This is a genomic window from Curtobacterium sp. Csp1, assembly GCF_013347185.1.
In genome coordinates this window covers 2,312,322-2,337,510 of record NZ_CP054594.1, presented here as the reverse complement: position 1 = coordinate 2,337,510, position 25,189 = coordinate 2,312,322, and the positions used below count along the sequence as shown (strand labels likewise).

The 25,189-nt window shown below is 73.8% G+C and carries 25 protein-coding genes; 16 read left to right on the top strand and 9 right to left on the bottom strand.

The window, feature by feature from the left end:
• Positions 1-257: 257 nt before the first annotated feature.
• The gene (locus HUN58_RS11165) at positions 258-917 is read right to left on the bottom strand and encodes a TetR/AcrR family transcriptional regulator (protein WP_180224781.1); all 660 of its coding nucleotides are present in this window, start codon (positions 915-917) and stop codon (positions 258-260) included.
• A gap of 145 nt (positions 918-1,062) precedes the next feature.
• Between HUN58_RS11165 and HUN58_RS11160 the strand changes: the two genes are divergently transcribed.
• Together HUN58_RS11160 and HUN58_RS11155 are read left to right on the top strand one after the other, a co-directional pair.
• Complete coding sequence (locus HUN58_RS11160; RefSeq protein WP_141862611.1) at positions 1,063-2,613, top strand: MFS transporter; 1,551 nt, start codon at positions 1,063-1,065, stop codon at positions 2,611-2,613.
• Positions 2,614-2,804: 191 nt separating this feature from the next.
• Complete coding sequence (locus tag HUN58_RS11155) at positions 2,805-3,665, top strand: sulfurtransferase (protein WP_141862613.1); 861 nt, start codon at positions 2,805-2,807, stop codon at positions 3,663-3,665.
• A 298-nt stretch (positions 3,666-3,963) separates the two neighbouring features.
• Here the strand turns inward: HUN58_RS11155 and HUN58_RS11150 are convergent, their stop codons facing one another.
• Positions 3,964-4,191 carry a hypothetical protein gene (locus HUN58_RS11150; protein WP_180224780.1) on the bottom strand — a complete coding sequence of 76 codons (228 nt, stop codon included), beginning with the start codon at positions 4,189-4,191 and terminating at the stop codon, positions 3,964-3,966.
• A 41-nt stretch (positions 4,192-4,232) separates the two neighbouring features.
• Between HUN58_RS11150 and HUN58_RS11145 the strand changes: the two genes are divergently transcribed.
• The 5 genes from HUN58_RS11145 (at position 4,233) to HUN58_RS11125 (ending at position 11,565) form a co-directional block, all read left to right on the top strand.
• Positions 4,233-4,760, top strand: coding sequence for a hypothetical protein (locus HUN58_RS11145; RefSeq protein WP_180224779.1), 528 nt, complete (start codon positions 4,233-4,235; stop codon positions 4,758-4,760).
• 4 nt (positions 4,761-4,764) lie between these two features.
• On the top strand, positions 4,765-5,292 hold the full coding sequence (locus tag HUN58_RS11140) for an AAA family ATPase (protein ID WP_180224778.1): 528 nt from the start codon (positions 4,765-4,767) through the stop codon (positions 5,290-5,292).
• 82 nt (positions 5,293-5,374) lie between these two features.
• Complete coding sequence (locus HUN58_RS11135) at positions 5,375-7,219, top strand: thioredoxin domain-containing protein (RefSeq protein WP_180224777.1); 1,845 nt, start codon at positions 5,375-5,377, stop codon at positions 7,217-7,219.
• Positions 7,220-7,301: 82 nt separating this feature from the next.
• A complete protein-coding gene (gene hrpA / locus HUN58_RS11130) occupies positions 7,302-11,177 on the top strand; it encodes an ATP-dependent RNA helicase HrpA (RefSeq protein WP_180224776.1) in 3,876 nt (1,291 codons plus the stop codon).
• 109 nt (positions 11,178-11,286) lie between these two features.
• Positions 11,287-11,565 carry a VOC family protein gene (locus tag HUN58_RS11125; protein WP_368075736.1) on the top strand — a complete coding sequence of 93 codons (279 nt, stop codon included), beginning with the start codon at positions 11,287-11,289 and terminating at the stop codon, positions 11,563-11,565.
• Here HUN58_RS11125 and HUN58_RS11120 read toward each other — a convergent pair.
• Entirely contained in the window at positions 11,546-12,103 is a 558-nt protein-coding gene (locus HUN58_RS11120) for a YbaK/EbsC family protein (protein WP_180224775.1), read from the bottom strand. The two genes, HUN58_RS11125 and HUN58_RS11120, sit on opposite strands and share 20 nt — an antisense overlap.
• 119 nt (positions 12,104-12,222) lie before the next feature.
• On the opposite strand from HUN58_RS11120, the gene HUN58_RS11115 reads away from it, so the two are divergent.
• Entirely contained in the window at positions 12,223-12,810 is a 588-nt protein-coding gene (locus HUN58_RS11115; protein ID WP_180224774.1) for a hypothetical protein, read from the top strand.
• Between the two features lie 21 nt (positions 12,811-12,831).
• On the opposite strand, the gene HUN58_RS11110 is transcribed toward HUN58_RS11115, so the two are convergent.
• Together HUN58_RS11110 and HUN58_RS11105 are read right to left on the bottom strand one after the other, a co-directional pair.
• Complete coding sequence (locus HUN58_RS11110; protein ID WP_180224773.1) at positions 12,832-13,653, bottom strand: hypothetical protein; 822 nt, start codon at positions 13,651-13,653, stop codon at positions 12,832-12,834.
• A 69-nt stretch (positions 13,654-13,722) separates the two neighbouring features.
• The gene (locus tag HUN58_RS11105; protein ID WP_058743164.1) at positions 13,723-14,394 is read right to left on the bottom strand and encodes a DUF2461 domain-containing protein; all 672 of its coding nucleotides are present in this window, start codon (positions 14,392-14,394) and stop codon (positions 13,723-13,725) included.
• 62 nt (positions 14,395-14,456) lie between these two features.
• On the opposite strand from HUN58_RS11105, the gene HUN58_RS11100 reads away from it, so the two are divergent.
• The 3 genes from HUN58_RS11100 to HUN58_RS11090 all read left to right on the top strand — a co-directional run bounded on the left by HUN58_RS11100 (position 14,457) and on the right by HUN58_RS11090 (position 16,532).
• On the top strand, positions 14,457-15,140 hold the full coding sequence (locus tag HUN58_RS11100) for a CatA-like O-acetyltransferase (protein ID WP_180224772.1): 684 nt from the start codon (positions 14,457-14,459) through the stop codon (positions 15,138-15,140).
• A 47-nt stretch (positions 15,141-15,187) separates the two neighbouring features.
• On the top strand, positions 15,188-15,661 hold the full coding sequence (locus HUN58_RS11095) for a nucleoside deaminase (RefSeq protein ID WP_144804945.1): 474 nt from the start codon (positions 15,188-15,190) through the stop codon (positions 15,659-15,661).
• Positions 15,662-15,800: 139 nt separating this feature from the next.
• Complete coding sequence (locus HUN58_RS11090; RefSeq protein WP_180224771.1) at positions 15,801-16,532, top strand: class I SAM-dependent methyltransferase; 732 nt, start codon at positions 15,801-15,803, stop codon at positions 16,530-16,532.
• Between the two features lie 40 nt (positions 16,533-16,572).
• On the opposite strand, the gene HUN58_RS11085 is transcribed toward HUN58_RS11090, so the two are convergent.
• Together HUN58_RS11085 and HUN58_RS11080 are read right to left on the bottom strand one after the other, a co-directional pair.
• Positions 16,573-17,310, bottom strand: a complete 738-nt coding sequence (locus HUN58_RS11085) for a response regulator (protein ID WP_180224770.1) — start codon at positions 17,308-17,310, stop codon at positions 16,573-16,575.
• Entirely contained in the window at positions 17,307-18,584 is a 1,278-nt protein-coding gene (locus tag HUN58_RS11080) for an ATP-binding protein (RefSeq protein WP_254631455.1), read from the bottom strand. Before HUN58_RS11080 ends, HUN58_RS11085 begins: the two co-directional genes overlap by 4 nt.
• A 135-nt stretch (positions 18,585-18,719) precedes the next feature.
• Here HUN58_RS11080 and HUN58_RS11075 point away from each other — a divergent pair, with 135 nt between their 5' ends.
• The 5 genes from HUN58_RS11075 to HUN58_RS11055 all read left to right on the top strand — a co-directional run bounded on the left by HUN58_RS11075 (position 18,720) and on the right by HUN58_RS11055 (position 23,409).
• Positions 18,720-19,754: a tripartite tricarboxylate transporter substrate binding protein gene (locus tag HUN58_RS11075; protein WP_180224769.1), complete on the top strand. Its 1,035-nt coding sequence runs from the start codon at positions 18,720-18,722 to the stop codon at positions 19,752-19,754.
• Positions 19,751-20,350 carry a tripartite tricarboxylate transporter TctB family protein gene (locus HUN58_RS11070; protein ID WP_180224768.1) on the top strand — a complete coding sequence of 200 codons (600 nt, stop codon included), beginning with the start codon at positions 19,751-19,753 and terminating at the stop codon, positions 20,348-20,350. Before HUN58_RS11075 ends, HUN58_RS11070 begins: the two co-directional genes overlap by 4 nt.
• 1 nt (position 20,351) lies before the next feature.
• A complete protein-coding gene (locus HUN58_RS11065; RefSeq protein ID WP_174777621.1) occupies positions 20,352-21,872 on the top strand; it encodes a tripartite tricarboxylate transporter permease in 1,521 nt (506 codons plus the stop codon).
• A 90-nt stretch (positions 21,873-21,962) separates the two neighbouring features.
• A complete protein-coding gene (locus HUN58_RS11060; protein WP_114850550.1) occupies positions 21,963-22,970 on the top strand; it encodes a LacI family DNA-binding transcriptional regulator in 1,008 nt (335 codons plus the stop codon).
• Between the two features lie 49 nt (positions 22,971-23,019).
• On the top strand, positions 23,020-23,409 hold the full coding sequence (locus HUN58_RS11055; RefSeq protein WP_167510131.1) for a VOC family protein: 390 nt from the start codon (positions 23,020-23,022) through the stop codon (positions 23,407-23,409).
• A gap of 145 nt (positions 23,410-23,554) precedes the next feature.
• Here the strand turns inward: HUN58_RS11055 and HUN58_RS11050 are convergent, their stop codons facing one another.
• Together HUN58_RS11050 and HUN58_RS11045 are read right to left on the bottom strand one after the other, a co-directional pair.
• The gene (locus tag HUN58_RS11050; RefSeq protein ID WP_254631454.1) at positions 23,555-24,376 is read right to left on the bottom strand and encodes a triacylglycerol lipase; all 822 of its coding nucleotides are present in this window, start codon (positions 24,374-24,376) and stop codon (positions 23,555-23,557) included.
• Complete coding sequence (locus HUN58_RS11045; RefSeq protein ID WP_180224767.1) at positions 24,373-25,146, bottom strand: alpha/beta fold hydrolase; 774 nt, start codon at positions 25,144-25,146, stop codon at positions 24,373-24,375. Before HUN58_RS11045 ends, HUN58_RS11050 begins: the two co-directional genes overlap by 4 nt.
• Between the last annotated feature and the right edge of the window lie 43 nt (positions 25,147-25,189).

The window sequence follows — 25,189 nt, the reverse complement described above, 5'->3', positions numbered from 1 at the left end:
GCGTGGGGTGCCGATCCGCGCGTGGTCGACCGATCCGCGCATGGTTGACCGATCCGCGCGTGGAAGGGCGTTCCTTCCGTCCTCCGACGCGCGATCCGTCCTCCCATCACGCGTGCGATGGGCAGGAACGTCGCGACGCGACCGGGGGACGGACTGGAGGCACGGGTCGACCCCGCCACGCGCCTCCCGGCCGGTGGGCGGTCACCTGACGGACGTGCGGCGCTGGTCCCCGACCGGCGCGCGGCAGGCCGCGTCCGTCAGGGGGACGCGTGCAGCGCGCGCTCGAGCGCCTCGCGGTCGAGCGGCGTACCGGGCAGCCCCGACACGGGCGTCTGCGGCAGCACCCCGTCGACGATCACCTGCGCGTACCGCCGCCACGCTTCCGGATCGGTCTCGCGTGTGGCGTCGGCGACCGCACCGACCATCGTCGTGAGCATCGGCAGGTCGCGGTGGTCGAACCCGACCCGGACGACCCCGGCCTCCCGCGCACGCTCGATGATCCGACCGACCTGCTGCTCGAGGCGGTCGCGCTCCCGCACGATCGACGGCCGGCCCTTGCCGGCGCGCACGATGGTGTCGGCGAGTGCGCGGTCACGGGCGCGGAACGCGAACACGCCCATCAGGTAGACACGCAGGGCCTCGCGCGGGTCGGGTTCGTCGGCGGCGAGCGCCGCGGCGTCGTTGAGCGCCTCGAACTTGGCGGCGAGGAGCGCCTCGATCAGGGAGTCCTTGTCGGCGAAGCGTCGGTAGACGGTGCCGACGCCGACCCCGGCCTCGTGCGCGATGTCGTTGAGGGTGACCGAGGTGCCGCGTTCCGCGAAGCAGCGACGCGCCGTCTGCAGGATCAGCTCACGGTTGCGCGCGGCGTCGGCGCGGAGTGGCCGCTCGACGTCGGCCGCGGACTCGGTGGTGCTCACGCCGACGAATGTAGTTGAACTTTCTGGGAACAAGTGGATGCGCCTGCTCCGTTTTGGGCTACAGTGGGTCGAACCGGATGCAGCGCATCCGTTTTCCCGGTCCACCAGACCACCTCTCCCCTCCACCTTCTCGAAGGAGGCTGCCGTGACGGCAGAACAGACCGCGGCGCCCCGAACGGGCGCCGCTCCCACCATCGCGAGCGGCACCGGCGCAGCGCCCGACCGCCCGCAGCACCGGTGGATCGCCCTCGCGGTGATCGCACTGGCCCAGCTCATGGTCGTGCTCGACGCGACCATCGTGAACATCGCGCTCCCCTCGGCCCAGGCCGACCTCGGCTTCGCCACCGACCAGCGGCAGTGGATCGTCACCGCCTACTCCCTGGCGTTCGGCTCCCTGCTGCTCCTGGGCGGGCGGCTCGGCGACCTCTTCGGCCGCAAGAACACCTTCATCATCGGGCTCGTCGGTTTCGCGGCGGCGTCGGTCCTCGGCGGCCTGGCCGACTCGTTCGGACTGCTCGTCGCGGCCCGCGCGCTGCAGGGCGTCTTCGGCGCGCTCCTCGCCCCGTCCGCCCTCGGCATGCTCACGACGACCTTCCGCGACCCGAAGGAGCGCGGTCGCGCGTTCGGCATCTTCGGCTCCATCGCGGGCTCGGGTGCCGCGATCGGTCTGCTGCTCGGCGGCGTGCTGACCGAGTACGCCTCGTGGCGCTGGTGCCTCTACGTCAACGTCGTGTTCGCGGTGCTCGGTGTCATCGGTGCGCTCGTGTTCATGGCGCGCCCGCCGAAGGTCGACCGACCCCGCATCGACGTCGCCGGCGTCCTGACGATCACGGCCGGTCTGGTCGGCATCGTCTACGGCTTCTCCAACGCCGAGACGAACGGGTGGGACAGCCCGGTCACCATCGTGATGCTCGCCGCCGGCGTCGTCCTGGTCGCCGCCTTCGTGCTCATCGAGACCCGGGTCGCGCACCCGCTGCTCCCGCTCCGGGTCGTGCTCGACCGCGACCGTGGTGGCTCGTTCATCGCGATCGGTCTCGTGGCGATCGGCATGTTCGGCATCTTCCTGTTCCTGACCTACTACCTCGAGCAGACCCTCGGGTTCACCTCGCTGCAGACGGGTCTGGCGTTCCTGCCGATGCCGGCGTCGATCATGCTGTCCTCGACGCAGATCGGTGGCCGCCTGCTGCCGCGGGTCGGGCCGAAGGTGCTCGTCTTCGCGGGTGGACTCGTCGCCGCGACCGGACTCCTGCTGCTCCTGCGCACCGACGTCGACAGCACCTACGCGGGCACCGTCCTGCCGGCGCTGATCGTCATCGGGCTCGGGATGGGCACGATCTTCTCCTCCGCCATGAACACCGCGACGACCGGGGTGGCACGCGCCGACGCCGGCGTGGCCTCGGCGACGGTGAACACCGCGCAGCAGGTCGGCGGCTCGATCGGCACGGCGCTCCTCTCGACGATCTTCGCGGACGTCGTCGCAGACCGGCTCTCCGGGCTCGCCGCGGCGCCGACGAAGCTGCAGCAGGCGCAGGCGGTGCTCGACGGGTACCACGCGGCGTTCGCGATCTCGGCGGGCGTGCTCGTCCTGGTGGCGCTGGCGGGCGGGCTGCTCATCAACCGGCAGTCGGTGCGGCTCGCGAAGCTCGAGCACGCAGCGTCGACCGCGACGGGCAGTATCCCGGCCGCGGCGCACTAGCCGCACGCACCACCCTTCGCACGCACCACGCGTCGCGACGACCACGGACGGCCCGGGCCTCGCAGAACTTCTGCGCGACCCGGGCCGTCCTGGTGATCGGAAGTTCGGGGACCGCGCCTGCCGGACGACGGCGTTGCGCACTGTGTCGATCCTGCTGGGACCCGTCGGAGGCCCCGGATATCGTGAGCGCCATGGCCCCCGTCCTGACCTCGCCGCTCGTGTCGACGCAGTGGCTCGCCGACCACCTCGGTGCTGACGAACTCGTCGTCCTCGACGCGTCCGTGCACACCACGGGGGCCGGCCTGGACATGCGGTGGCAGGACGCCCGCGACGCGTACGAGCAGCACGGGCACGTCCCGGGTGCCCGCTACGCGGACCTCGTGCACGACCTGTCCGACGTCGATGCCGACCTGCCGTTCACCCGACCGACGGTGGAGCAGTTCGAGACCGCCGTCCAGGCACTCGGCGTGACGAACGAGTCGTGCGTCGTGGTCTACGACGACAGCGTCGGCGAGTGGGCCGCTCGGTTGTGGTGGATCTTCCGGGCGTTCGGACACGACCGCGTGGCGGTCCTGGACGGCGGGTTCACCAAGTGGCGGGACGAGGGCCGACCGGTCCGCGTCGGCGCCCTGCGCGACGGGACGGCCCCGGCGATCGGTGCACCGTTCCTGGCGGGTGAGGAACGCCCGGTGTGGGTCGACCACGACCGGGTCCTGCGCGCGGTCCGCGGCGAGGAACCCGCGGCCCTCGTGCTCGCCGCTCCCCCGGCGTCGCTCGGCGACACCCACCCCGCGGTGGTCCCGGGGAGCGCGTCGATCACCACGGACGACGTCGTCGACCCCCGCACGAACACGTTCCTGCGCCGTCCGGCCCTGGCCGAGGTCTTCGCACCGGTCCTCGACGCGTCGGAGATCGTCACCTACTGCGGCGTGGGCAACGCGGCCTGCGTCGACGCCCTCGCACTGACGGTCCTGGGACACGACGACGTCAAGGTCTACGACGGGTCCCTGCTCGACTGGTGGCGGCGGGAGCCGGAGCGACTGGCGTCCTGACCGCGGTGGCGGCACTACCGTTGCTGCCATGAGCACCAGGCGCGCCGTCGTCCTCGGCGGTACCGGCGGCATCGGCTCGGCCGTGGTCCGCGACCTCCTCGACGCGTCCGGCCACGGGGGTGACGACTGGCAGGTCGACGTCGTCGCCCGGCACGGCGGCCCCGCCACGGACGCGCTGACGGCCGCCGGAGCGACGTTCGTCCCCGGGGACCGCCGGGACACCGCCGTGCTGCGGGAGCTCCTGCGCCCGGGTGCGGACCTGCTCGTGGACGCGGTCGGCGCCACCCGCGGCGACGCCCTACAGCTCCGTCCGTTCCTCGACGACGTCGGCTCCACGGTCTTCGTGTCGTCGAAGGCCGTCTACGCCGATGAGCAGGGGCGGCACGCGAACTCGGTCGACCGGCCGGTCTTCGGCGGTGCCGTGACCGAACTGCAGCCGACCGTGCCCGCCGGGGACGGCGACCCCACGAGCCGCGAGGGCTACGGCGCCGCCAAGATCGCCGCCGAGCAGGTGCTGCTCGACCACGGCGCCCCGTCACGGTGCTGCGTCCCTCGAAGGTGTACGGCGTGGGCATCGGCCGCCCGCGCGAGTGGTTCGTGGTCCGTCGTGCGCTCGACGGTCGGGAGCGGATCCTGCTCGCCGACCGCGGCCGTGGCGTCGACCACACGACCGCGGCGTCCGGCATCGCGTCACTGGTCCGGATCATCGCGGACGCCCCAGACCGCCGTATCCTCAACGTCGCCGACGAGACCGCCCCGAGCGTGCTCGAGATCGTCCGGACCGTCGCGGGCGTGGTCGACCACCGGTTCGACGAGGTCCTGCTCGACCAGGACGCGCCGGCGTTCGTCGGGACGACCCCCTGGAGCTCGCCGACGCCGTTCGTGCTCGACACCACCGCCGCTCGTGCCCTCGGCTGGCAGCCACCGCGGTACGCGGAGGCCGTCCGACCCGAGGTCGCCTGGCTGCTGGAGACCGCCCACGCGGTACCGGCGGGCGGCGACGTCCCGTGGGCGGAGGACGCGTTCTGGGAGCGGATGTTCGACTACGGCCCGGAGGACGCGGCGCTGCTGCTGCTGTCGCTCGGACGGGACTGAGCCGGTGCCGCGGTCCGAGGTGCTCTTCGTCGGCGGCCGCTCGGGCGTCGGGAAGACCACCGTGGCCGAGGCACTGCACGACCTGCTGTTCGCCGCGGACGTCCGGCACGCGGTCGTCGAGGGCGACTTCCTCGACCTCGCCCACCCCGCGCCGCACGTCGAGCACCCCGAGGCGCGTCTCGCGGAACGGAACCTCGCGGCACTGTGGGCGGCGTACCGGGAACTCGGGCACCACCGGCTCGTGTTCACGAACACGGTGTCCGTCCTCGAGTGGCCGGCCCTGGCCGCCGCGATGGGGGACGACCCGGTGGTCACGGCCGTCCTGCTGCGCGCCGCCGACGACACCACGGCAGGTCGCCTCGCCCGGCGGGCAGGTGGCCGGGTCCCCGAGGCGCAGCTGGCACACAGCACGGCGACGGCCGGGAGGCTCGACGCGGCCACCGCGGACGGCGTCACCCGGGTGGACACCGACGACCTGACCCCGCAGCAGGTCGCGCGTCGACTCGCCACCCTGACCGGCTGGCTCGTGTGACCGCAGCTGTGCACGGCGCCGCTCGTCCACAGACCACCCGCCCCGCCCGGTGCGCCCAGCGACGCCGGGGCAGGCTGGATCCATGAGCGACAACCGACTCGGCACCGCGGTCAGCCCCTACCTGCGGCAGCACGCCGCGAATCCGGTGGACTGGCGCGAGTGGGGCCCGGACGCCTTCGCCGAGGCACGGGAGCGGGACGTCCCGGTGCTGGTGTCGGTCGGGTACGCGACGTGCCACTGGTGCCACGTGATGGCGCGGGAGAGCTTCTCCGACCCGGAGATCGGCGACCTCCTGCGCCGGGACTTCGTCGCCGTGAAGGTCGACCGCGAGGAACGGCCGGACGTCGACGCGAGCCTGATGGCCGCCGCGAGCGCGTTCACCCAGCAGCTGGGCTGGCCCCTGACGGTGTTCGCGACGCCCGAGGGCCGGGTGTTCTTCGCCGGGACCTACTACCCGCCGGTCCCGGTCGGGCAGGTCGGCTCCTTCCGGCAGGTCCTGGCCGCGGTGCTCGACGCGTGGCGGGAGCGGCGGTCCGAGGTCGACGCGAACGCGACCGCCATCGCGGCGGCGATCCGGCAGGGCGCCGAGGCGGACGCGGCCGCCCAGGGGGGTGCCGCGGGAGACCAGGGCGAGCCGCGCCTCCCGTCCGTCGACGCGATCCGCTCGGTGACCGGACAGCTGGCGGCGGCCGAGGACGCGACGTACGGCGGATTCGGGGGCGCGCCGAAGTTCCCCAGCGCACCCCTCCTCGAGTTCCTCGGCGACGTCGCGGCCGACGGCGACGACGACGCTGCCGCGCTCCTGGACCGCAGCCTGCGCGCGGTCCGGGACGCCGAGCTGACCGACGCCGACGGCGGCGTCTTCCGGTACGCGACCAAGCGCGACTGGAGCGTGCCGCACTACGAGCGGATGCTGTACGACAACGCCGGGCTGCTCGCCGTCGCCGAGCAGGGCCAGGCCCGCGGCATCACGGACTTCCTGCGCGACACCCTGCGGCGCGACGACGGCGCGTTCGTGGCGGCGCAGGACAGCGAGTCCACGATGGACGGCCAGCGGGTCGAGGGCGCGTGGTACCGGCTGCCCCTCGACGAGCGCGGACGGTTCGCCCCGCCGCCGCTCGACGACCAGGTGCTCACCGGGTGGAACGGTCTGGCGATCCGCGGCCTGGTGATCGCCGGCGCGCGCCACGGCGACGCCGAGATGATCGCGCTCGCCCGCGGCGCCGCGGACGCGATCGTCGCCGGGCACGTGCGCGACGGACACGTCACGGTCCGCTCGAGCACCCCGCGGGGAGCCTCGAGCGCACCGCCGACGATCGAGGACGTGGGCCTCCTGGCCGAGGGGCTGCTCGAGCTCGCCCTGGTCACCGGCGACGTCGCGTTCGCCCAGGTTGCACGCTCCCTGGTGGACGACGGCCTCGCGGGACGCTTCGCCGTCGACCCGGTGCTCGCCGCGGCCGGGACCGTGACGGGGGAACAGCCGCAGACGGCGCTGCGGTCGGGCACGGTGGCACTCGCCGCTGCGGCGGCCGTGCTCGCGGCGCTGACCGGCGACGCCGGGTACCGCGAGGCCGCCGCGGTCCTGGTCGCGGACCGGGCACACACCGGCACGGAGCGTCCGCTGGGGCACGCGGACGCGCTCGGCATCGCGCTCGCGCTCCAGCGCCCGTCGCGCGAGGTCGTCGTCGTGGCCCCGGTCGACGACCCGATGCGCGCGGCCGCCGTCGCCGCGCGGCGGCCGGGCACCGTGGTCGCCACGGTGACCGGGGAGCAGGCCGCTGCCTGGACGGCGGCGGGCTTCGAACTGTTCGCGGGCCGCGACCTGCCGGGTGCCGCGGCGTACGTCTGCCACGACCGGGTGTGCGGCCTGCCGGCACGCTCCGCGACGGACCTCGCCGCGCAACTGGCCGCCGGAGCGACCGGCTGACCGGGGCCCGACGGCCCCGGCTGACCGGGACCCGACGGCGCCTACTGATCGGGGCCTGACGGCCCGCTATCCTGGAAGGCTCATGTCTGCCGCACCCGTCATCACGTACCCGCCGGAACTGCCCGTCTCGCAGCGGCGGGACGACATCGCCGCCGCGATCCGCGACCACCAGGTCGTCATCGTCGCGGGCGCCACGGGTTCCGGCAAGACGACGCAGCTGCCGAAGATCTGCCTGGAGCTCGGGCGCGAGTCGATCGGTCACACGCAGCCCCGTCGGATCGCGGCGCGGACGATCGCCGAGCGCGTGTCCGAGGAACTCGGCGGTGAGCTGGGCGACCTGGTCGGCTACCAGGTGCGCTTCACCGACAAGGTGTCGGCGAACACCCGCATCAAGCTGATGACCGACGGGATCCTGCTCAACGAGATCCACTTCGACCGCGACCTGAAGCGCTACGACACGATCATCATCGACGAGGCGCACGAGCGCTCGCTGACGATCGACTTCCTGCTCGGCTACCTCAAGCGACTGCTGCCCCGACGTCCCGGCCTGAAGGTCGTCATCACGTCGGCGACGATCGACCCGGAGTCGTTCTCGCAGCACTTCGGCGGCGCGCCCATCATCGAGGTGTCCGGGCGGACGTACCCGGTCGAGGTCCGCTACCGCCCGCTCGTGGCGGACGACGCCACCGACGCGGACGACGACACCGACGCGCGAAACGACGACACCGACCCGCGGACCGACGACAGCGGCAGCCGCGGCGGTGCGGGCGCGGACGACCGCGACGTCCTGCAGGGCATCACCGACGCGCTCGACGAGCTGGCGCAGGAGGACCCGGGCGACGTCCTCGTGTTCCTGTCCGGCGAGAACGAGATCCGCGACGCGCAGGACGCGATCGAGGGGCGGAAGTACCCGGGCACCGAGGTCCTGCCCCTGTACGGCCGGCTGTCCGCAGCCGACCAGCACCGCGTCTTCGAACGGCGGAGCACCCCGGGCATCCGCCGCCGCGTGGTGCTCGCGACGAACGTGGCGGAGACGAGCCTCACGGTGCCGGGCATCAAGTACGTCGTCGACACCGGCACCGCGCGCATCTCCCGGTACTCCCCGCGCGCCAAGGTGCAGCGGCTCCCGATCGAGGCGATCTCGCAGGCCAGCGCGAACCAGCGCTCGGGTCGTGCCGGCCGGACGAGCGCCGGCATCGCGATCCGGCTGTACTCCGAGCCCGACTTCGACCGTCGCCCGGAGTTCACCGACCCCGAGATCCTCCGCACGAACCTCGCAGCCGTGATCCTGCAGATGATCTCGCTCGGCTTCGGTGACATCGAGTCGTTCCCCTTCCTGCAGCCGCCGGACTCCCGTGGTGTGAAGGACGGGCTCGACCTGCTCCGCGAGCTCCGGGCCGTGGACGGCGACGGGCGCATCACGAAGACCGGGCGGCAGCTGACCCGGCTCCCGATCGACCCGCGGCTCGGCCGGATGGTCCTCGAGGCGGGCCGGCAGGGCGTCGGGCGCGAGGTCATCGCGATCGTCAGCGCCCTGAGCATCCAGGACCCCCGCGAGCGTCCGCTCGAGAAGCGCGCGCACGCCGACCAGCTGCACGCGCGGTTCGCCGACCCGACGAGCGACTTCCTCACCCTGCTCAACCTCTGGAACCACATCGAGGACCAGCAGGAGGCGCTGTCGTCGAGTGCGTTCCGGCGACTGTGCAAGGCCGAGTTCCTCAACCACCTGCGCATCCGCGAGTGGCAGGACCTGTACCGCCAGCTGTCGCGCGCCGCGAAGCAGGTCGACGTCCGCGTCGGGCAGTCCCGGAGCGAGGACGGCGACGCGGTGCACCGGTCGTTGCTCGCCGGGCTCCTCAGCCAGATCGGCCTGCACGACAAGGAGAAGCGCGACTACCTCGGCTCCCGCAACACCCGGTTCGTGGTGTTCCCCGGCAGTGTCCTCGCGAAGAAGCAGCCCGACGCCGTGATGGCCGCCGAGCTCGTCGAGACGAGTCGCCTGTTCGCCCGGACCGTCGGGCGGATCGACCCCGCGTGGGTCGAGCCGCTCGCTGGGGACCTGTTGAAGCGCACCCACGGGGAACCGCACTGGGAGAAGAAGCAGGGCGCGGCCGTCGCCTACGAGCGGGTGACCCTGTTCGGGGTGCCCGTGGTGCAGCGGCGTCGCGTGCAGTACAAGCGCGTCGACCCGGAGCACTCGCGCGAGCTCTTCATCCGGCACGCCCTGGTCGAGGGCGAGTGGGACGCCCAGCAGGCCTTCGACCGCGACAACCGGAAGCTCCGCCGCGAGCTCGAACAGCTCGAGGAACGCACCCGTCGGCGGGACATCCTGTTCGACGACGAGCGCGTGTACGACTTCTACGACGCCCGCATCCCCGCGGACGTCGCCACGACGCGCGACTTCGAGGGGTGGTGGCGCCAGGCACGGCGCAACCAGCCGGACCTCCTCACGATGCGCCGGTCCGACCTGCTCGACGAGGACGCGGCCGAGGCCGCCCAGGACCAGCAGGAGTACCCGACGCAGTGGCGCTCGGGCGACCAGCGCCTCGCGATCAAGTACCGCTTCGAGCCCGGCGCGCAGGACGACGGCGTGAGCGTGCAGGTGCCGCTCGCGCTGCTCCCCCGCATGCGCGAGGAAGGCTTCGACTGGCAGGTGCGCGGCCTCCGGAAGGAGCTCGTCACGGCGCTCATCAAGTCGCTGCCGAAGCAGATCCGGAAGAACGTCGTGCCCGCGGCGGACTGGGCCGAGAAGATCGTCGCGGAGCTACCGGACGACGCCCCGACGGAGCCGACCGAGTCCTTCCGCGCGACGCTCGCCAAGGCGATCCAGCGGATGACGTACGTCACCGTCAGCGAGTCCGACTTCGACCTCGCGCGCGTCCCGGCGCACCTGCTCCCGACCTGGGCCGTCGTCGACGAGCGCGGTCGGCGGGTCGAGTCCGGCAAGGACCTGTCGGCCCTGCAGACCAAGCTCAAGGACCGGACCCGGCAGAGCGTCGCGTCCGCCACGGCGAAGGCTGCGTCCCGGCCTGGAGGCGCGGCGCGCGTCGCCGGGGCGTCCTCCGGTGTGCAGCTGGAGCGGTCCGGCATGACGGCGTGGCCGCCGCAGGACCTGCCGCAGGTGCTCGACACGAAGCAGGCCGGCGGGGTGATCCGCGCGTACCCGTCCCTGGTCGAGGAGGGCGACGGGCCGAAGGCGACGGTCGGCGTCGAGCTGCTCGCGACCCCGGGCGACCGGGCCGTCCGGATGCCGGCCGGTGTCCGGCGTCTGGTGATGCACGCGGTGCCGTCCCCCGTGTCCTACGTGCAGTCGCACCTCACCGCGCAGGAGAAGCTCGCGCTGGCCGCGAGCCCGTACCCCTCCACCGCAGCGCTCTTCGACGACGTGCTCGCCGCGGTCGTCGACGCGGGCATCCGTCGAGCGCACCCGGACGGCCTGGTCTTCACGAAGGCGGAGTTCGAGGCCGTGCGGGACGCCGTGTCCGCGACGGTCGTCGACACGATGTTCACGGCGGTGTCCGAGGTCGCCGCGGTCCTCACCGCGCAGCGCGCCGCCGACAAGGCCCTCAAGCAGGCGAACTCCATGGCGCTCCTGCCGGCGCTCAGTGACATGCGCCAGCAGTCGGAACGCCTGGTCTTCCCGGGCTTCGTCAGCGTCGCCGGCCTCGACCGCCTCCGGCGCATCCGCGTGTACCTGCAGGGCATCGACGCCCGCGTCCAGAAGCTCCTGCAGAACCCCGGCCGCGACGCCGGCTGGATGCGCGAGGTGTCCGTCGCGACGGACCGCTACACCGACGCCGGTGGAACCTTCCCGCCGTCGATCGGCGCGCACCCGGAGCTCGTGCACGCGCGGTGGATGCTCGAGGAGTTCCGGCTCAGCCTGTTCGCGCAGGAGCTCGGGACGGCCGAGACGGTCTCGCTGCAGCGCATCACGAAGGCCCTGGCCGCCGCGCGCTGACGGGGCTGGCGTGTGCCGCATGATCGGCACACTCGACGTCGTCGTCCTGGACTGCTCCGACCCCCGCGTGCTCGCGCGCTTCTAGGCCGAGTTGCTCGGCGGCGAGATCGTGGGCTTCGACGAGGACTGGGCCGAGGTGGCCCTGCCCTTCACCGACCACCGGCCGATCCTGGCGTTTCAGCGCGTCGACGACTACCGCGCGCCGGAGTGGCCCGGGCGGGACGTCCCGCAGCAGGAGCACCTCGACGTGAAGGTCGACGACCTGGACGCCGGTGAGACCGCGGTCCTGGCGATGGGCGCGACCGCCGCGGGGTCGGTCACCGACACGTTCCGCGTGTACACCGACCCCGCCGGCCACCCCTTCTGCCTCATCCGGCCGACGGACTGACCGGCTCGGTGGCGAGCCCCTCGACGACCGTGACGTTCGGCAGCGCCGCCAGGACGACCCCGGGCAGGAACACCTTCGCGCCGCGGAGACCGGCACCCACCACGATCTCCGGTGCGTCGAGCACCCGCGCGTCGACGTACACCGGCCAGTCGGCGGGGAGCCCGATGGGGGTGATCCCGCCGTACTCCATCCCGGTCAGCTCGACCGCCTGGTCCATCGGCGCGAAGCTCGCCTTGCGCACGTCGAGCAGTCGCTTCACCACGCGGTTGACGTCGAGCTTCGTCGACGCGAGCACGACGCACGCCGCGTACCGGGTCTCGTCCCCGCGCCGGCCCGCGACGACGATGCAGTTCGCGCCGCCGTCGAGCGGGTACCCGTACGCTTCGGAGAACGCCGCTGTGTCCGCGAGCTCGGGGTCGATCGGTGCCGCCTCGATCCGCGCGAGCAGGTCGCTCGGCAGCCCGACGAGGGCCTGGGCGACGGGGATCGCCAGGAACCCGGTGGCGACGAGGGCGGGGGAACGGTCGAGCGTCGGCATGCCCCCACCGTAGGGAGTCCTCCCCCGACGAAGATGGAGCCACGGCAGACGACGCTCGGCTGCCCCGACGAGGACGGAGCGCCACCGACGTGTTCGGACGACTCTTCCGGCGGCGACCGGTGCAGCGAGACCGACTGTCGCCGGCCCTCGCCGTGGAGCGTCGACCGGACCTGCCGCTCTCGACGCCGGGGCCGGAGCCGGTCGGCGTGCCCGAGGTCGTGCGCGCCCTGCTGACGATGCGTGCCCTCGACGTCCTCGGGCACCGGGACCCCGTCCGCACGACGACCCTGGCGGCGCAGGCGGTCGCGCTCGACCTCGGCGGACCGGCGACCGTGGCGTTGGCGGCGCACTACCCGGAGGACGACCCGGGACTCCTCGAGACCGCCCTGGTCGCGTGTCTCGCCGAGCTCGGTTGGCGGACCGCCTCGATGTCGTTCGAGGAAGCCGCTGTCCACGTCACCCGGGGCCGAGCCGCAGAGGTGCTCGTGCACGACACGGACGGGCGCTCGGTCGCCCGGTGGGTGCAGGACCACCTCGCCTGGGACGAGCGCGTGCGCTCCGCGGTCTTCAGCGACTTCGTCGAGCTGAACTGGGAGTACGACGAGTTCGACGAGGGTCTGCAGCGCGACGTCCCGGACGCCCGTCGTGCCGCGGCCGCGTTCCTCGAGAGGACGTCACCGGTGTCGGACCGCTGGCGCCACCGCTGAGCGACGGTCCCGCCCGCAGCCTCAGCGCTCCAGGCAGATCGTCCTGAGCACCACCGTCGGCCCCGGGCGCGCGTAGGACGACGACGCGAGCCAGTCCGCCCGCGGCTCGTACTGCTCCTCCGAACCGACCGCACTGCGCTCCGCATCGATGCCCTCGGCCTGCCATGCTGCTCGGACCGCCGCCAGGTCGGTCGCGGCGCCCGGCACGGTCGCGGCCCCCTCGGGCAGCAGGTCGGCCCCCGAGGCGTTCTGGAGTTCGGCCGCGATGAACCAGTACTCCCACTCCAGGCCCTCGTGCCGGTTGTCGAGCAGGCACGGTTCCGAGTACGCGCCGCCCTTCGGGGAGCCGTCGGACCGGAAGCCCTCGGACCGCCGGGAGCCGAGCAGCTCCACGGTGCGGTCGCCGATCCGGTTCAGCGCGGCTTCGGCGCCGCCCTCGCTGTGCGCGAAGTGACGCTCGGCCGCGGTCGCCGGCTGCGCGCGGACCCGGGCGTCCTCGGCGACCGTCCCGACCTGCCCGGCGATCCCGAGCGTGTTCAGCGGGACCGCGACGACGAGCACGACGATCGCCGAGATCACCGCGGCGAGTGAGGTCCGCGGCTGCCGCCGGCGCTTCAGGACGTACACGACGATGACCACGACCGGCACCCCGACCGCGAGCAACGTCCCGACGAGCAACCCCGCGAGGACACCGCCTGGTCCCGGTCGGGTGTCGTCCGCCCCGAACGAGGCCTGCAGCAGCACGCCGAGCTGAACGAGCCAGCTCACGACGAGCAGGACCGGCAGCGCCACGGCGAGCCCGACGGCTCCCGCCCGCCCGACGACCGGATCGTCAGTCCCCACGTTGTCCCCCTCACCCCGGGCCCATCCTGACAGGCGAGCGCCCGGAGTGCTCGCCGCACCGCGGAGTGCTCAGGCGCGCTCGTGGATCGACCGTGCCCCCGGCACGGGCGGCGCCGGGTCGTCCGCCGCCTCGGGGTCGTCGGCCCGCGCCCACTTCACCGTCCACCGCACGAGCGGCTGCACCCGGTCCCACGCGGCGACGATCGCGTCGAGCGAGCTGTCGAGCGGCAGGTGCACGAGCGCGGCGTAGTGCTGCATCCGGAGCAGGTCGATCCGCGGGTGGTCGGCGTCGAACCCGCGCGGGGCGGTCTTCAGCGGCGGCCCGGCGAGCTCGTACCCGGCGTCGGTCAGGTCGTCGAGCTCCCGCTGCAGGGCGGCGGCGGCCTGCGGGTGCTCGTCGATGGTCGTCCGCGCCGCGTGCAGCTGCGCCCGCGACGGCTCGTAGAGGCCGCCGCCGACCTGGAGCCCGTCGGCGCCGGCGCTCAGGTACATCCCGCCCGCGGTCAGGCCGGTGTCCTCGCGGTACGGCCGCTTGTCCGGCGTGAAGCGCAGGTCGCGGTGCTGGCGGAGCACCCGGCCGGGCCCGTACCGCCGCTCGGCCTCGTGCAGCAGCGCGTCCATCGGGTCGCGGACGTGCCGCTCCCAGTCGTCGCGGTGGTCCTCGAACCAGGACTTCTCGTTGTGCGCGGCGAGCCCGCGGAAGAAGGTCTCCAGCGCGGGCGCGAACGGCGTCTCGGTCATCCTCGCAGTGAACCGCGGCCGGTTGCACGCTCGTCGGCAGCCCGGGGTACGAGACTGACCGGATGAGCGAACTCCGACCGATCGACCTCGACACGTGGCCCCGTCGGGAGCACTTCGCGCACTACCGGCGGAAGCCGTGCGCCTGGGAGCTCACCGTCGACGTCGACGTGACGGCCTTCGTCGCCGCCGCTCGGGCCGCGGGCGCGAAGACGTACCCGTCGCAGATCTGGGTGCTCGCGACGGTCGTGAACCGCCACGAGGAGTTCCGCATGCAGCTCACCGAGGACGGCCACCCGGCGGTGTGGGACGTGGTGCACCCGACCTTCACGGTCTTCCACCCCGACACCGAGACCTTCTCGGTGCTCGTGGTCGAGTACGACCCGGACCCCCGGACGTTCCACGACGCCGTGGTCGCGACGACGGAGCGGTACCGCGACGACCACCGGATGTTCCCGCAGGGCTCGGAGCGCACGGACACCTTCGACGTCTCGACGCTCCCCCGGACGTCCTTCACCGGGTTCGCACTGCACCTCACCGGCGCCGAGGACCACCTGGCTCCCGTGATCACGCTCGGGCGGTACCGGCAGGCGGACGGGCGGACGGTCGTGCCCCTGGCGCTCCGGGTCGACCACGCGGCGGTCGACGGTTTCCACGCCTCACGCTTCGTCACCGAGGTCGAGGAGCTCTTCGCCGACCCGAGCTGGATCGCCGGCCCGGCGCAGCCCGGCGCGACCCGGATCGCCTGACCGGCCCGTCCCCCGGTCGCACACCCGTCGGGAGCACCGTGGTGGGCATGAACGACGACGACCTCACCGCCCTGGCGGTCTCCCGTGCCCTCGACAACGTCCAGGACGGCGGCAAGCCGTTCGCCTGCCTGATCGTCCGGGACGGCGAGGTCGTCGTCGAGGCGGTGAACCACGTCGCGCAGACCGGCGACCCCACGGCGCACGCCGAGATCCGCGCGATCCGGGCGGCAGCGGAGCAGGGGATCACCGACCTGACCGGGTACGAGGTCTTCGTCACGGCGTCCCCGTGCCCGATGTGCCTCGGCGCGCTCTACTACGCGCAGCCGGACCGCGTCGTCTTCGCCGCGACCCGTGAGCAGGAGGGCGAGCACTACGAGGACGGCAACCGCCTGATGACGCTCGCCACGTTCTACGACGAGTACGCGAAGCCCGTCGAGGACCGCACCCTGCGGATGGAGCAGGGACGGGTCGACGACCCGACGGCCCCGTTCCGCGAGTGGACCGCCCGCCACCCGGCCTGAGCCCGGCGCACCCACCACCGGACGGGAGGATCGTGGCGGGGCCCGCCACGATCCTCCCGTCCGTCGCCATTCACCTGCGTGAGCCGGTCCTGTGGCGTCTCGCATCGACGGCGGCGGCCGCACGGACCAGGCTGGGTCCGTGACCGACGACCGCTTCGCCCGCTCCTTCGGATCCGCCGTCGACGCCTACGAGCGCGGCCGCCCGGGGTACCCGGACGCCGTCGCGGCGGCCCTGGTGCCGGACGGGACGGCGCTCGTGGTCGACGTCGGCGCGGGGACCGGGAAGTTCACGCGGTCCCTGCTCGGCCGCGCGGCCGAGGTCGTGGCCGTCGAACCGGACCCGGCCATGCGCGCCCGACTGGCCGACCTGCTGCCGACCGTCCGCGCGCTCGACGGCACCGGCGAGGCGATTCCGCTGCCGGACGGCGCCGCGGACGTCGTGACGTTCGCGCAGTCCTGGCACTGGGTCGACCGGGCGGCGGGTGCCGCCGAGGCCTGGCGGGTGCTGCGACCGGGCGGCACGCTCGGGCTCGTCTGGAACGTCCGCGACGAGACGCGGCCGTGGGCCGCCCGGGTCGGCGCGATCGTCGCGCAGCCGGAGGCGCGCACGGGGCAGCAGGTGCAGCCGCTCGTCGGGCCGCCCTTCGACGCGGGCGCGCACGAGACCGTGCGGTGGACGCACGAGCAGGAGCGCGGGGCGTTCCTGGACGCGATAGCCTCGCGGAGCTACGTGATCCTCCTGCCGGAGGACGAGCGGCGGGCGGTGCTCGACGCTGTCCGCCGGGTGGTCGACGAGGACCCGGAGACGGCGGGGCGTCCGACGATCCCCGTCGACTACGTCGCGCACGTGCACCGGTACGTCCGGCCCTGAGGACCCTGCTCCGTGGTCGTCGCAGGGCGCCGTCGTCGTCTCAGGGCGCCGGGGTCAGGCGGTAGAGCACCTGGGGGCGACCGCGGCGGCCGTACCGGTGCGCGAGGTCGATCGCGCCCGTCGCGACGAGGTGGTCGAGGTAGCGCCGAGCGGTGGCGCGCGACGTCCCCGTCGTCGCCGCGACCTCGTCCGCCGAGCGGCCCACCACCGGGTCGAGTGCCGCGATGATCCGTTCGAGCGTGGTGGCGCTGACGCCCTTCGGCAGGCCGTCCTTCGCGGCGTGCGTCGCGCCGTGGGCCGGCCCGACCACGCGGACCGAACCGGTCGTGAGCAGTCGGTCGACGTCGCCCTGCCCCATCGGGACGTCGCGCTGCGCGGTGTCGCGGGACCGTCGCTCAGCGGCGTACGCGTGCAGTCGGTCCTGCAGCGCCTGGCGGTCGAAGGGCTTGAGCAGGTACCCGACGGGGTGCGCCGCGAGTGCCTGCCGGACGGTGACCTGGTCGCGGGACGAACTGACGACGAGCACGTCGGTCCGGTCGACGCCGGCGACGTGCATGCGGTGCAGCACCTCGATCCCGCTGATGTCGGGCAGCCGCATGTCCAGGAGCACGAGGTCGACCCCGCGGTCCACGGAGGCCAGGGCGGCACCGCCGGAGGCGACCGCACCGACGACCGTGAAGCCCGCGGTCGCGGCGACCCACCGGGTGTGCAGCGCGCGGGCACCGGCGTCGTCGTCGACCACGAGCACGCGCAGCGGCGGGGCTCCGGACGCGGTCACGACCCCGCCGCCATCTCGACGTCGAGACGGGCCCCGCCGAGCGCCGCCGAGGGTCCGACGACCACCGATCCGTCCCGGTCGGTGGCTGTGCGGCGGACGACCGCCAGCCCGATGCCGCGCCCGAGGCCGGTCTCGTCGGACTTCGACGACCACCCGCGGGACAGCACGCGGTGGGCGTCGGCCGGGTCGATGCCCGGTCCGTCGTCCTCGACCGTGACCGTGACGCGTCCCTCGCGGGCGCCGACGGCGCACACGACCGTGGCCGCACCGGCCTCGGCGGCGTTCCGGCAGAGGTTGGTGAGGACGAGCAGCACGGCGTCGTCGAGTAGGACGTCCTCGGCGACCCGCAGGTCGAGGGTGGCGCCGGCCACGGCGAGCTCGGAGCGCACCGCGGCGACGGAGGCCGTCGCGACGGCACCGCGGCGCGGCGACCCGGCGCCGCCGCCGCTCGTCAGCCCGGGCGCCACGGCGTCGATGTAGGCCATCGCGTCCTCGTCGTCCCCCTGCTCGACGAGCCCGCGGACCACGTGCAGTCGTGTGCCGAACTCGTGGGCCTGTTCGCGCAGGGCCTCGGTCGTCCACCGCACCTGCCGGCTCTCCGCGTCGACCGCGTCCGCCCGGCGCAGCCGACGGGCGATGACGAGCGACAGCAGCACGCTCGCCAGGGTCGCCGCGAGCAGGGCGCCGGTGCTCCAGGGCAGCAGGGTGCCGAGGGCGCGTTCCCGGTCGGCCGCGATGGTCGACTCGAGCACGCCGACGGCCACGGCGCCGACGACCTCGCCGTCCGCGGCGACGACCGGCACCTTCGCGCGCAGGGTCGTCCCGGACGGGCCGGTCTCGGTGCCGACGAACTCCGCGCCCCGGAGCACGGGCGCGATGGTCGTCTCGACGGGCTGGCCGCGTCCCGCGGGGTCCGGGTGGGTGATGCGCACGCCCTCGTCGTCGGTGACCACGACGTACGAGACGCCGGACGCGCCCTCGACGAGCGTCGCGATCGGCTGGAGCGCCGCGGTCGCCGGGGCGAGGTCCTCGGCGTCGGCGAGCGTGCCGGGAGTGCCCCGATCGGCGACCGCCGTCACCGCGTCCCGCACCTCGGGCAGGTCGGCCAGGCTCGCAGCGACGCCCGAGACCTGCTCGACGACGGACGTGCGGATGCTGCGCTCCTGCACCACCGCGGCGACCCCGGTCGTGACGCCCGTCGCCGCGAGCACGATCACGCTCGGCAGCGCGAGCACCGCGGTGCGCCGCAGCCGCCCGGAACGTGCCCTGGTCACCGTGGCGTCCCCCTTCGGCCGCGACGCCGTGAGCGTCAATGAGCACAACTCCACCGCCGGGTGCTCGTCCGGTCGGCGGCTGCCATCGTACTTCTCGACCTGCGGCACGACGACGTGCGCAGGAGGGAGCCATCCATGACAGAGCAGTCAGTGTCCAGGGAGTCGGCGCGTTCGATGCCGGCCGGGCCTCGTGCACCTCGGCCCGTCGCCCGCGTGGTCGGGGCCGCCGTGGCGGCGGTGTCCATCGCGGTCGCCGCGTTCGGGTCGGTGACGTCGGCGGCGGCCGGCGGCGACCCCACCCGGTCCGTCACGCTCGTCGCGCCCGCGGCGGCCGGCGGCGGCTGGGACGGTGTCGCCCGGTCCATGCAGCAGGCGCAGCGCGCGAACGGCATCGTGAACTCGGTCCAGGTCGTGAACATGCCGGGTGCCGGTGGCACCATCGCGCTCGGCAACGTGGCGCGGCTGTCGGGGCAGACGGACACGCTGCTCATCGGCGGGACGGGACTGCTCGCCGCGGAGATCCAGTTCGGCTCCGCGGTCACCCACGACGACGTCACGCCGCTCGCGGTCACCGTCGAGGAGTACGACGTCATCGTCGTCCCCGCCGACTCGCCGTACGAGACGCTCGACGACCTCGTCGCCGCGTGGCGCGAGCGGCCCGGCTCGGTGCCGTGGACAGGCGGCGGCTCGTTCGACCAGCTCGTCGTCACCGACCTCGCCGTGTCGGCCGGGATCGACCCGAAGCAGACGAACTACATCCCGTCGGACGGCGGCGGCGAGGCCATCCAGGCGCTGCTGAACGGCACGGCCGCCGCGGCCTCCGGGGGCTACCCGGACAACATCGACCAGATCGAGTCCGGCCGCCTGCGGGCACTCGCGCTCGTCGCCGCGGAACCGGTCGACGGCATCGACATCCCCACGGCCGTCGAGCAGGGACACGACGTGACGCTGACGAACTGGCGCGAGGTCGCGGCACCCGGCGGGCTCGACGACGAGCAACGGGCGCAGCTCACCGACATCGTGCTGGACACGCTCGACACCCCCGAGTGGGCCGATGCCGTCGAGCGCTACCACTGGACCGAACGGATCATCACCGGCGACGAGCTCGACGCGTTCATCGACGCCGAACGCGAGCGCATCACCGCACTGTACGAGGAGCTGGGCCGATGACCCGTCCGAGCAACCCCACGTCGTCCTCCGCGGTCGTCGGGCAGCGGCTCACGCTGCGGGCCGACCCCGGCCGTGTCGCCGCGGTCGCCAAGGAGCTGACCACTCCGGCGCTCTTCACCGCGTTCGCGGTCTACCTCGTCGTCGGCATCGTCACGATGGAGGTCCCCGCGGGTACCGCGTTCCCGGGGCCGGCGGTCTTCCCCGGGCTCGTCGCCGCCGCACTCCTGCTGCTCGCCGCCCTGCTCGTCGTCCGGTCCGTCCGGACCGCGCGCGGGCGACGGGTCGGAGCGGAGCCGGTCGTCGCCACCGATGCCGACACGGCGGGTCCCGCCGTCGAGGTGCGCTCGGTCCGCGTCGACTGGCGCTCCCTGGCCTGGGTCGTGCTGTCCTTCGCCGGGTTCGCGCTGCTGCTCGGCGTGCTCGGCTGGATCGTCGGTGCCGGGCTGCTGTTCCTCGGTGTCGCGAAGGGACTCGGCGCCCCCGGTTGGCTGCGGCCACTCGTCGTCGGACTGACGGTGAGCGCGATCAGCTACATCGCCTTCGACATGCTGCTCGACCTGTCGCTGCCCTCGGGCATCGTCGGATGGGAGTTCTGACGTGGACGTGCTCGGTCTGCTCGGGGACGGCTTCGCCGGTGCCCTGACCCCCGCCAACCTGCTCTGGGTCGTCGTCGGGTGCCTACTCGGCACCGCCGTCGGCGTGCTTCCCGGCCTCGGTTCCTCGATGGCGGTCGCGCTGCTGCTGCCGGTGACGTTCTCCCTCGACCCGACGGCGGCGTTCATCATGTTCGCCGGCGTCTACTTCGGCGGCCTGTTCGGCGACTCCACGATGGGCATCCTGATGAACACGCCGGGCCAGGCCTCGGCGATCGCGTCGACGTTCGAGGGCCACAAGATGGCGCTGAACGGACGCGCGGCCCAGGCGCTGGCGACGGCGGCGATCGGCGCGTTCGTCGGCGGGATGATCGCGTCCGTGCTGGTGGTCTTCCTCGCACCGGCGCTGGCGTCCTTCTCGTCGAGCTTCGGACCCGCCGAGTTCTTCGCCCTCGCGCTGTTCGCGTTCGTCACGACGTCGTCGGTCGTCACCGACGACGCGCTGAAGGGCCTCGGGTCGCTGTGTCTCGGCCTCGGCATCGCCGTGATCGGCGTCGACGGCATCTCCGGCGCACCGCGCTTCACGATGGGCGTCCCGGAGCTGTTCGACGGCATCTCGCTCGTCACGGTGACGGTCGCGGTGCTCGCACTCGGCGAGGTCATCTACGTCGCGTGCCTCGCCCGGCACCTGAAGGACGGTCGGATGGTGCAGGCCACCGGGCGTCCGTGGCTGTCGAAGCGGGAGCTGCGCGAGGCGGCGCCCGCCTGGCTCCGCGGCACCGCGATCGGGTTGCCCTTCGGCGTCGTGCCCGCGGGTGGGTCCGAGATCCCGACCTTCCTGGCGTTCGGGCTCGAGAAGCGACTCGACGCCCGCCGGAAGGACCCGCAGTTCGGCCGCGGGGCGATCCGCGGTCTGGCCGCGCCGGAGGCAGCGGGAAACTCGACGACCGGCATGGCGATGGGCGCGCTGCTGTCGCTCGGCCTGCCGGTGTCGGCCACGGCGGCGATCATGCTCGCCGCCTTCCGCCAGTACGGCCTACAGCCGGGACCGCTGCTGTTCGACCGCTCCCCCGACCTGGTCTGGGCGCTGCTCGCGTCGTTCTTCATCGCGATGGTGGTGCTGCTCGTCATCAACCTGCCGTTCGCGATGCTGTGGGCGAAGCTGCTGCGCATCCCGCGGGCGTACCTGTACGCGGGCATCGCGGTCTTCTGCGGGCTCGGCATCTACGCGACGAGCGGCTCGGTGTTCGACCTGCTCATGCTGCTCGGCATCGGGCTCGTCGGCTTCCTGATGCGGGCGCTCGACATCCCCCTCGCGCCGCTCATCATCGGCATGGTGCTCGGTCCGCTCGCCGAGACGAGCCTGCGGGACGCGGCGCTGAGCGCGGACGGGGACTTCTCGGTGCTGGTGGCCGGGCCGATCCCGATCGTGCTGTACGCCGTGCTGGCGGTCGTGGTCGCGGCCACCGTGACCAGCCGGATCCGGGCGCGACGCGCTGCGCGGCGCGAGCTGGTCGACGCGTAGTCAGGTCGTCGGTCGTCCGGTCCGGGGCCCGTCCCCGCGACCGGACCTCCGGGCCACCAGACGTCCGGAGGTCCGCGCTACGCTCGTCGGATGCGCGCGACCGTGCGGGACGTGGCGGCCATGGCCGGGGTGTCGCCGAAGACCGTCTCCAACGTCATCAACGGTGGCGTCGCGGTGCGCCCGGCGACCCGGGAGCGCGTCGAGCGAGCCCTCGCCGAGCTCGACTACGTCCCGAACCTGTCCGCCCGGGGGCTGCGCAACGGACGGTCCGGGGCGATCGCGCTGACGCTGCCCGAGCTCGGGAACGCCTACTCCGCCGAGCTCGCCCAGTGGTTCGTCGAGCTGGCGCGCGAGCGCGGCTGGACGGTGCAGCTCGACCAGACCGGCAACGACCCGGACCGCGAGCGCGAACTGGTCTCGCGGGCCCGCGCGCACCTGGTGGACGGGCTCGTGCTCAACCCGGTGTCGCTCAGCGCGAGCGTGCTCGCCGAGACCGAGGGGCTGCCGCCGACCGTGGTGATCGGCGAGGTCGAGCCGGAGCACGTCGACCAGGTGCACGTCGACAGCCGGCTCGCCGCACGCGAGGTCACGACCCACCTGCTCGACCGCGGGCACCGGCGGATCGCCGTCGTCGGGGCAGCGCGCCCGACGGACGCCACCGCCACGAGCGAGCTCCGTGACCAGGGCCACGCGGACGCGCTCGGCAGTGCCGGCCTCGTGGTCGACCCCGCGCTGCGCGTGCCGCTGCCGGCGTGGACGACGAGTGCGGCGGCGACGGCGTTCGCCGCGTGGCTGGACACGAACCCGCTGCCGGACGCGGTGTTCGCCTACACGGACTCCATCGCCTTCGGCGTGCTGCACGTGCTCGCGGCGCGGGGCGTCCGGGTCCCGGAGCAGGTGAGCGTCGTCGGGTTCGACGACGTCGACGCGGCGGCCTACGCGATCCCCGCGCTGACCACCGTGTCGTTCGACCGTCGGGCCTTCGCGACCGCTGCGCTCGACCTCCTCACCCGGCGGATCGCGGACCCGGCTGCGGCGCCGGAGACGGTCGTGGTGCCGCACCGGATCGTCGAGCGCGCGAGCGTCCGGGAACGCTGACCGGGCGCGCTGGACGAGTGGTGCGACGGCCGGGGGTACCGTCCGCGCCATGAGTGCCGACGATCCCGCGATGCCCGTCCTGACCGCGACCGTGCTGCAGTCCCCGGAGCCGGTCGCCCTCGCCCGCTTCTACGGCGCGCTGACCGGGTGGACCGTGCACGAGGACGGACCGACGTGGCTCCGGGTCCGCCCGGCCGACGGCGGTCCCGGCCTGTCGGTGCAGTACGACGACGCCTACGTCCCGCCGGTGTGGCCGCCCGAGTCCGGACGCCAGGGCATGCAGCTGCACCTCGACTTCCAGGTGGAGGACCTGCCCGCGGCGACCGCGCGTGCCCTCGAGCTCGGGGCGACCGAGCACGCGTTCCAGCCCCAGGACGACGTCCGGGTGCTCCTCGACCCGGACGGCCACCCGTTCTGCCTGTTCCTGCCGGGCGCCTGACCCGGCGACCAGGGCAGCACGCCCGACCGGGCCGACGCGCCGGGCGCACCACGTGCCTCCAGGCCGGGTCGCGCCGCGACGGCGGACCGCAGCGAGACCCGGCTCCGCGGACGAGACTCGGCCCGCCGAGGCACGGATCTGTCCGTCAGGCCGAGTCTCGGACCTGCCCCGGCCCCGCGGCGGCGGTCAGCACCGCCTCGCGCGTCTGCCGCGCGGCCAGGATCCGGAAGTGCCCGCCCACCGGGACGCGTACGTTCGTCGCACCCGCGAGCTCGCTCCCGGCCGGGATGAGCGTGTCGAAGACCCCCCAGACCGACGTGATCCGCGCGTTCACCGCGAGGTCCCGCCCGAGCGCGGCGAGCACCGGGTCCGCGGCACGGAACACCCGCAGGTGCCGCACCGGCGCGAGCCGCGCGTAGGCCGACCCGGCGAACGGCGTCGACACGGCGACCATCCGGTCGATGCGGTCCCCCTCGGGCAGGGTCATCGCGTACTTCCCGATCAGCCCGCCCTTGCTGTGCGCCACGACGAGGACGTCGCGCAGGCCCTCCGCCTCGAGGTACGCGAGCACCTCGCGCGCGGACTCCGGCACCGGCCGGATGTTGTGCCGCAGCACGGGCAGCACGTGGACGGGGTGCCCGGCGTCGTGCAGCGCGTCCATCAGGGGACGCATGAAGTGCCAGGTCTCGTAGACGCCCGGCACGACGACGACCGGCTGGCCCTCGCCGGTCCGGTAGTCCTCGGCGGTCGTCGGGCCGGCACTCCGCAGCTGCCACCGCGCCGCGTACCACCAGTCGAGGACGGCCCACCACGCGCGCCGCAGCACCGGCACGCGGTCCACCGGCAGACGGCCTGGAGGCACGGCTCGCGTCGGTCCCGCCGCCGCGGCCGAGCGGGCGGTCTGGCCGGCGGGGGTGGTCCGGTCGGCGGGCGTGGTCCGGTCCGTGGGCGTGGTCCGGTCCGTCACCGTGCGTCCTCCAAGGTCTGCACGCGGCGGAACTCCTCGACGAGTCGTCCGAACGCCTCCGGGTGCCGCTCCTGCACGTGGTGCCCGCCGGGCAGCTCGACGAGCGCCCCGCGCGGGGCCGCCTGCGCGAGGGACTCCGACCACTCCCGCCGCGCGATCGGGTCGCGGTCGCCGCGCACGACGAGCACGGGTTGGGTGAGCCGGGGCAGCACGTCCTCGAGCCGGTGCCGGAGCATCGGGCCGAGTTCGCGGACGTACTGCCGGATGCTCCGCAGGTAGTCGGTCGTGACGACGGAGTTCATGCGCGGGGTCTCGACGACGGTGTCCCGCGTCAGGTCGAGCGCCTGCCGGAGCAGGGTGCGCCGGGACCGGTCGCACACGGGGCCGACCAGGACGACGGCCCGGACGACGCCGGGGTGGCGGAGCGCGGCCTCCGCGACGACCTGCGTCCCCATCGACTGCCCGATCGCGACGACGGTCTCCGCGCCGCCGTTCCGGACCGCCGCGATCACGAGGTCCGCGAGCTCCTCGACCTGCAGCCGGCGTCCGGCCGGCGGGAGGCCGCCGAACCCCGGCAGGTCGACGGCGACCGTGCGGTGGGTCCGAGCGAGGACCCGCTGCGTGCGGGCGAAGGACCGGTGCGACATCCCGATGCCGTGGACCAGGACGACGGTCGGGGCCAGGGAGTCGTGTAGACGACCGGCCGGCGCCAGGGTCCGGAGGCGCACGCGGAGGTCCCCGACCTGGAACGACCCGACCCGTGCGCGCACGACCCGAACCTACCCTCGGGTTCGCAGCGCCGGGTCAGGGTCG

Bases quoted from the DNA above. Each gene is read 5' to 3' on its own strand.
- HUN58_RS11155 (WP_141862613.1), top strand. From the start codon at position 2,805: ATGGCCCCCGTCCTGACCTCGCCGCTCGTGTCGACGCAGTGGCTCGCC.
- HUN58_RS11135 (WP_180224777.1), top strand. From the start codon at position 5,375: ATGAGCGACAACCGACTCGGCACCGCGGTCAGCCCCTACCTGCGGCAG.
- hrpA (WP_180224776.1), top strand. From the start codon at position 7,302: ATGTCTGCCGCACCCGTCATCACGTACCCGCCGGAACTGCCCGTCTCG.
- HUN58_RS11120 (WP_180224775.1), bottom strand. From the start codon at position 12,103: ATGCCGACGCTCGACCGTTCCCCCGCCCTCGTCGCCACCGGGTTCCTG.
- HUN58_RS11105 (WP_058743164.1), bottom strand. From the start codon at position 14,394: ATGACCGAGACGCCGTTCGCGCCCGCGCTGGAGACCTTCTTCCGCGGG.
- HUN58_RS11100 (WP_180224772.1), top strand. From the start codon at position 14,457: ATGAGCGAACTCCGACCGATCGACCTCGACACGTGGCCCCGTCGGGAG.
- HUN58_RS11095 (WP_144804945.1), top strand. From the start codon at position 15,188: ATGAACGACGACGACCTCACCGCCCTGGCGGTCTCCCGTGCCCTCGAC.
- HUN58_RS11075 (WP_180224769.1), top strand. From the start codon at position 18,720: ATGACAGAGCAGTCAGTGTCCAGGGAGTCGGCGCGTTCGATGCCGGCC.
- HUN58_RS11070 (WP_180224768.1), top strand. From the start codon at position 19,751: ATGACCCGTCCGAGCAACCCCACGTCGTCCTCCGCGGTCGTCGGGCAG.
- HUN58_RS11060 (WP_114850550.1), top strand. From the start codon at position 21,963: ATGCGCGCGACCGTGCGGGACGTGGCGGCCATGGCCGGGGTGTCGCCG.
- HUN58_RS11055 (WP_167510131.1), top strand. From the start codon at position 23,020: ATGAGTGCCGACGATCCCGCGATGCCCGTCCTGACCGCGACCGTGCTG.